Origin of the sequence: Cellulomonas septica (assembly GCF_012396155.1) — a bacterium.
Classification (GTDB): Bacteria; Actinomycetota; Actinomycetes; order Actinomycetales; family Cellulomonadaceae; genus Cellulomonas; species Cellulomonas septica.
Window position 1 is genome coordinate 1 of record NZ_JAAXOY010000205.1, and the last position, 5,256, is coordinate 5,256.

The following is a 5,256-nucleotide window of genomic DNA, read 5'->3' on the forward strand; positions in this document are numbered from 1 at the left end:
GGCCGGCCCGCGCGGCGACGGCCCGAGCGCCCCCGAGGTCCGCGCCCCCATGCCCGGCGTCGTCGTCGCCGTCGACGTCGCGACCGGTGACGAGGTCGTCGCCGGTCAGCCCCTGCTCACGATCGAGGCGATGAAGATGGAGCACCGCCTCGCCGCCCCCCGCGACGGCGTCGTCACCCTCACGGTCCGACCGGCCGACCGGGTGCAGCTCGACCACGTGGTCGCGACCGTCACCCCCCACGAAGGGACCGCACCATGAGCCACGACCTCACCCCCGAGCAGCGCAAGCTCCGCGACGAGGTGCGCGACTTCGCCGACCACGTCGTCGCGCCCGCCGCCTACGAGTACGACACGAAGCGCGAGCTGCCGTACGAGATCCTCGCGCAGATGGGGGAGATGGGGCTGTTCGGCCTGCCCTTCCCGACCGAGTACGGCGGCCAGGGACGCGACATGTTCGACCTGTGCCTCGCGGTCGAGGAGCTCGGGCGGGTCGACCAGTCGATCGGCGTGACGCTCGAGGCGGGCGTCGGGCTCGGCGCGATGCCGGTCTACCGGTTCGGCACGGACGCGCAGAAGGAGGAGTGGCTGCCGACGCTCACGTCGGGCCGCGGGCTCGCGGCGTTCGGGCTGACCGAGGCCGACGCCGGCTCGGACGCCGCCGGGACGCGCACGACGGCCCGCCTGGAGGGCGGCGAGTGGGTCATCGACGGCAGCAAGCAGTTCATCACCAACTCCGGCTCGAAGATCACGCGGCTGCTGACGATCACCGCGGTGACGGGCGAGCGCACGCGCGATGACGGCACGACCGCGAAGGAGCTGTCGGCGATCCTCGTCCCGGCCGGCACGCCCGGCCTCACGGTGCTGCCCGCCTACGACAAGGTCGGCTGGCACACGTCCGACACCCACCCGCTGCGGTTCGAGGACCTGCGCGTCCCCGAGGAGAACCTGCTCGGGACGCGCGGGCGCGGGTTCGCGCAGTTCATCCAGGCGCTCGACGAGGGGCGCGTCGCGATCGCCGCGCTCTGCACCGGTGCCGCGCAGGGGTGCCTCGAGGAGGCGATGCGGTACGCCCGCAGCCGCAACGTGTTCGGCCACCCGATCGGCGAGAACCAGCACATCGCGTTCAAGCTCGCCCGCATGGAGGCGCGCGTGCACGCGGCCCGGCTCGCCTGGTACGAGGCCGCGCGGCTGCTCGTCGCCGGCCAGCCGTTCAAGCTCGAGGCGAGCCTCGCGAAGCTGCTCGGAAGCGAGGCGGCGATGGACAACGCACGCGACGCGACGCAGATCTTCGGCGGGTACGGCGTCCTCAACGAGAACCCGGTCGCGCGGCACTACCGCGACTCGAAGATCCTCGAGATCGGCGAGGGCACGACGGAGGTGCAGCTCATGGTCATCGCGCGCGAGCTCGGGTTCGCCGGCTCGGGGGTGAGCACGCGGTGACCGACGTCGTGCAGCGGGGGCTGTACTACGACGAGCTCGAGCCCGGCACGCGCTACCTGCACCGCCCCGGACGCACGCTCACCGAGGCCGACAACGTGCTGTTCAGCACGCTGACGATGAACACGCAGGCGCTGCACCTCGACGCCGCGTGGTCCGCGGACCAGCCGTTCGGGCAGCGGCTCGTGAACTCGATGATGACGCTCGCGGTGCTCGTCGGGGCGTCGGTCGCGCAGCTCACGCAGGGGACGATCGTCGCCAACCTCGGGTTCACCGAGGTCCGGTTCCCGCACCCGCTCTTCCACGGCGACACGCTGTACTCCGAGACCGTCGTCGTCGCGAAGCGGCCCTCGTCGTCGCGGCCCGGCCAGGGCGTCGTCACGCTCGCGCACACGGGCCGCAACCAGGACGGCGCCGTCGTCGCGGAGGCCACCCGCACCGTCCTGTTCTGGACGAAGGACGCGGCACCGTGAACCTCGAACCGGGGCGCGGCGCGGGAGGCGGCTTCGCCCTCGGCCCGGCGATCCTCTTCTGCCCCGCGGACCGCCCCGACCGGTACGCCAAGGCCGCCGAGCGCGCCGACGCGGTCATCCTCGACCTCGAGGACGCCGTCCTGCCCGACGCGAAGGCCGCGGCCCGCGACGCCCTGCGCGCGACGCCGCTCGACCCCGACCGCACGATCGTCCGCGTCAACGCCGCCGGGACCCCCGACCTCGTCGAGGACCTGCACGCGCTCGCGGGCACGCCGTACCGGACCGTCATGCTCGCCAAGACGGCGGACCGCGCCGACGTGCGCGAGCTCGCCGCGTACGACGTCGTCGCGCTCGTCGAGACCGCGCAGGGCGTCGTCGACGCCGACGCCATCGCAGCCGAGGCGAACGTCGTCGCGCTCATGTGGGGCGCCGAGGACCTCGTCGCATCGCTCGGCGGCACGTCCAGCCGGCGACCCGACGGCATCTACCGCGACGTCGCGCGGCACGCCCGCTCGACCGTCCTGCTCGCCGCGGGCGCGCACGGCAAGGCCGCGATCGACGCGGTGCACGTCGACCTCGACGACCTCGACGGCCTCGCCGCGGAGGCGTCCGACGCCGCCGCGAGCGGTTTCACGGCCACCGCCTGCCTGCACCCCCGCCAGGTCGACGTCGTCCGCACCGCCTACCGCCCGACCGACGAGCAGGTCACGTGGGCGCGTGCGGTGCTCGCCGCCGCGGAGAGTGAGCGAGGGGCCTTCCGCTGGGAGGGGCGGATGGTCGACGCGCCGGTCCTCCGCCACGCCGAGGACGTCCTGCGCCGCGCGTCCCGCTGACGACCGACCGGGGTGCAGGGCGCCACGCCCGGGCCTACCGTCGAAGAACCCGTAGGGCAGCGGCGGGGGCCGACCGGGGCACCGGGGGAGGAACCCATGAGCACCACCGACGAGCAGGGTGACGCGGGACGCGACGACGAGACCCAGGAGCTGGCGCAGGGCGGCGGCGTGGGCGTCGGCGCGGGTGAGCCGAACACGTTCGAACCGGAGGAGGACCCGGACGCCCCCGCGGCTGAGCCGCCCGACTGACCCCGGCGAGCGGCGGTCGACGGCGCCCGCCACCGGAGACGTCGTGACCGACATGGCTGCCGTCCGGGGCTCGTGAACGGCAGCCAGGTCGGTCTCGACCGACGTCCTCGGCGTCAGCGGACGGCGACGCTGCCCGTACGGGTGGGGTGCTGTTCGGCGGTGCGCCCGTCGCGGCAGTACCGGCCGTCGCCGTCGCTGCATGACGTCGTGCGGTCAGCAGGTCCTCAGGAGGTAGCCGTCGTCCTCAGGGGTGCTCAGGTCGACGTCGCGCAGGATCGTGGAGACCGGCTGCCGGGGGTCGGCGCACGCGGCCGCCCACGCGTCGGCGTCGTACTCGATGTCGAGGACCGCCGACCCGTACACGTCGGTGTAGGCCGCGACGAGGCCTTCGTCATGCGCGAGCGCCCGCGGACCTCGAGCTCGGTGGCGACGTCGTACAGGTGCGCCTTGGACGCGTGGGCGTCGACGCCGCCGGCGGTCGGGGCGTCGCTGTCGAGCCCGCCCTCCTCGGCGCGCGCGTCGGAGGGCCCGTACTCCTCCTTGGGCCGCCAGCTGTCGCCGACCTTCTCGTGCGTGTGCTTGAGCGCGGCGAACGCGACGCGGTAGGCCCGCTCCTCGTCGCCGCCGTACTGCTCGAGCGCGGCGTCGTGCGCGTGCGCGAACGTCCGCTGCGCCTTGTCGTCCGAGCGCTGCAGGGTGCTGGGCAGCTCGTCCGGGATCGGGTCGCCGTTGCGCTTCGTCTTGGGCACGGTGCGGCTCCTTCGCGTGGACCGGTCTCCTGCCCCATCGTGCGACCGGCGCCGCCCTCCCGCAGCACGACCGCCCCCGGTCGGCGGCTGGCCCACGGGTAGGCTCGCGCGGTCGGACGACGGGGAGGTGACGGGATGGCGGCGACGCCCGACGGCCGGACCGTCCTCGAGCTCCGGGCCGACTGCACGCGGTGCGCGGCGTTGTGCTGCGTGGGCCTGCCGTTCCAGCGGTCCGCCGACTTCGCGTTCGACAAGGCCGGTGGCGAGCCGTGCCGGAACCTGCGCGACGACCTGCGGTGCGGCGTGCACGCGCAGCTGCGCGAGCGCGGGTTCGCCGGGTGCACGGTGTTCGACTGCTTCGGCGCCGGGCAGCACGTGACGGCCGCGTTCGACGGTCGTGACTGGCGCGACGGGCCGGACGTCGCGGGGCGGATGTTCACGGCGTTCGGCGTGCAGCGGCGGCTGCACGAGCTCGCGTGGCACCTCGTCGACGCGGTCGACCGCCCGGTCGCCGGCCCGCTGCGGGTCGAGGCCCGTGACCTGCTCGCGCGCGTCGGCGCCGTCGCCGACGCCGCGCCCGACGCACCCGTCCGCGGTGACCTCGTCGACGACCTGCGCCCACCGTGCGCGCGTCGCCTCGACCGCGGTGACGTCGACCTGCTCCCACGTCACGCCCACGACCTGCTCGTACGCGCGCCGCCGGGCGTCGCCGTCGTCGAGCTGCGCCTCCGCCTCCGTGACCCGCGCGGACGCGAGCTCGAGCCGCTGCTGGGCGCGCACGATCTGCTGGTCGAGGAACGCGAGGCGCCGGGTGTTGGTGAAGCCGAGCACGTTCGCGTGCCCCTGCCCGCCGTGCGCGCCGCGCGTGCCCTGCGACACCTGCCCGGTGCGGGTCAGCGCCTTCGCGTGCTGCGCGAGCTCGCCCGGGGTGTCGACGCACACGTAGTCGAACCGCTGGGCGAGCTCGCTGCGCAGCCACGCCGTGAACGGGCTGCTGCGGAAGTCGAGCCGCCCGGGCAGCGTGCGCGAGTCGAGCGCGACGTCGTCGGGGCCGCCGGTCGGCACGCCCTGGAACTGGAGGCGACGGGCGGTCGGCACGGTGTCGATCGCGGCGCGGAACGCCCGCAGGTGCGCCGCGTCGATCAGCAGGACGGTCGCGAAGCCGCCGAGGGCGAGGTTGAACGCGTCGCGCCACGGCTCGTGCTCGGTGCGCACCTCGACGAGCTCGGCGACGAATGGCAGGTCCTCGGGCGTGAGGCCAGCCGCCTGGGCCAGCGCGGCGCGCGCGACGTGCAGGTCACGCGGGACGTTGTCGCGTCGCCGCTCGACGTCGCGGCGCTCCGACTGGAGCTCGGCGAGGTCGGCCGCGGCCTCCTTGCGCTCCGATCGCGCGTCGGCGAGCTCGTCGAAGGACCGCCGACGCGCACCGCCGTCCGCGAGCGCCGTGTGCGCCCGCGCGACGAGGTCGGCGAGCTGCGCCTCGCTCGCGACGGTCTCGCCCGGCAGGGCGCGCAG

At 74.8% G+C, this 5,256-nt stretch carries 6 protein-coding genes; 5 read left to right on the forward strand and 1 reads right to left on the reverse strand.

The genetic code is table 11. The features are described from left to right. The 5 genes from HGA02_RS09490 to HGA02_RS09510 form a co-directional block, all read left to right on the forward strand. A partial coding sequence (locus HGA02_RS09490; RefSeq protein ID WP_168678803.1) for an acyl-CoA carboxylase biotin carboxyl carrier protein subunit occupies nt 1-259 on the forward strand: 259 nt, incomplete at its 5' end. Further along, nucleotides 256-1,440 (forward strand): acyl-CoA dehydrogenase family protein, encoded by a 1,185-nt coding sequence (locus tag HGA02_RS09495; protein WP_168678804.1) that lies wholly within the window; start codon nt 256-258, stop codon nt 1,438-1,440. The genes HGA02_RS09490 and HGA02_RS09495, both read left to right, overlap by 4 nt. Next, nucleotides 1,437-1,910 carry a MaoC/PaaZ C-terminal domain-containing protein gene (locus tag HGA02_RS09500; protein WP_168678805.1) on the forward strand — a complete coding sequence of 158 codons (474 nt, stop codon included), beginning with the start codon at nt 1,437-1,439 and terminating at the stop codon, nt 1,908-1,910. The genes HGA02_RS09495 and HGA02_RS09500 overlap by 4 nt, the downstream gene beginning before the upstream one ends. Further along, entirely contained in the window at nt 1,907-2,743 is an 837-nt protein-coding gene (locus HGA02_RS09505; RefSeq protein WP_168678806.1) for an aldolase/citrate lyase family protein, read from the forward strand. The genes HGA02_RS09500 and HGA02_RS09505 overlap by 4 nt, the downstream gene beginning before the upstream one ends. Nucleotides 2,744-2,839: 96 nt before the next feature. Next, nucleotides 2,840-2,992, forward strand: coding sequence for a hypothetical protein (locus HGA02_RS09510; RefSeq protein WP_168678802.1), 153 nt, complete (start codon nt 2,840-2,842; stop codon nt 2,990-2,992). A gap of 254 nt (nt 2,993-3,246) precedes the next feature. Here the strand turns inward: HGA02_RS09510 and HGA02_RS21660 are convergent. Beyond that, nucleotides 3,247-5,256, reverse strand: a 2,010-nt coding sequence (locus HGA02_RS21660) for a ChaB family protein (protein WP_343035411.1), incomplete at its 5' end; no start/stop codon positions are given.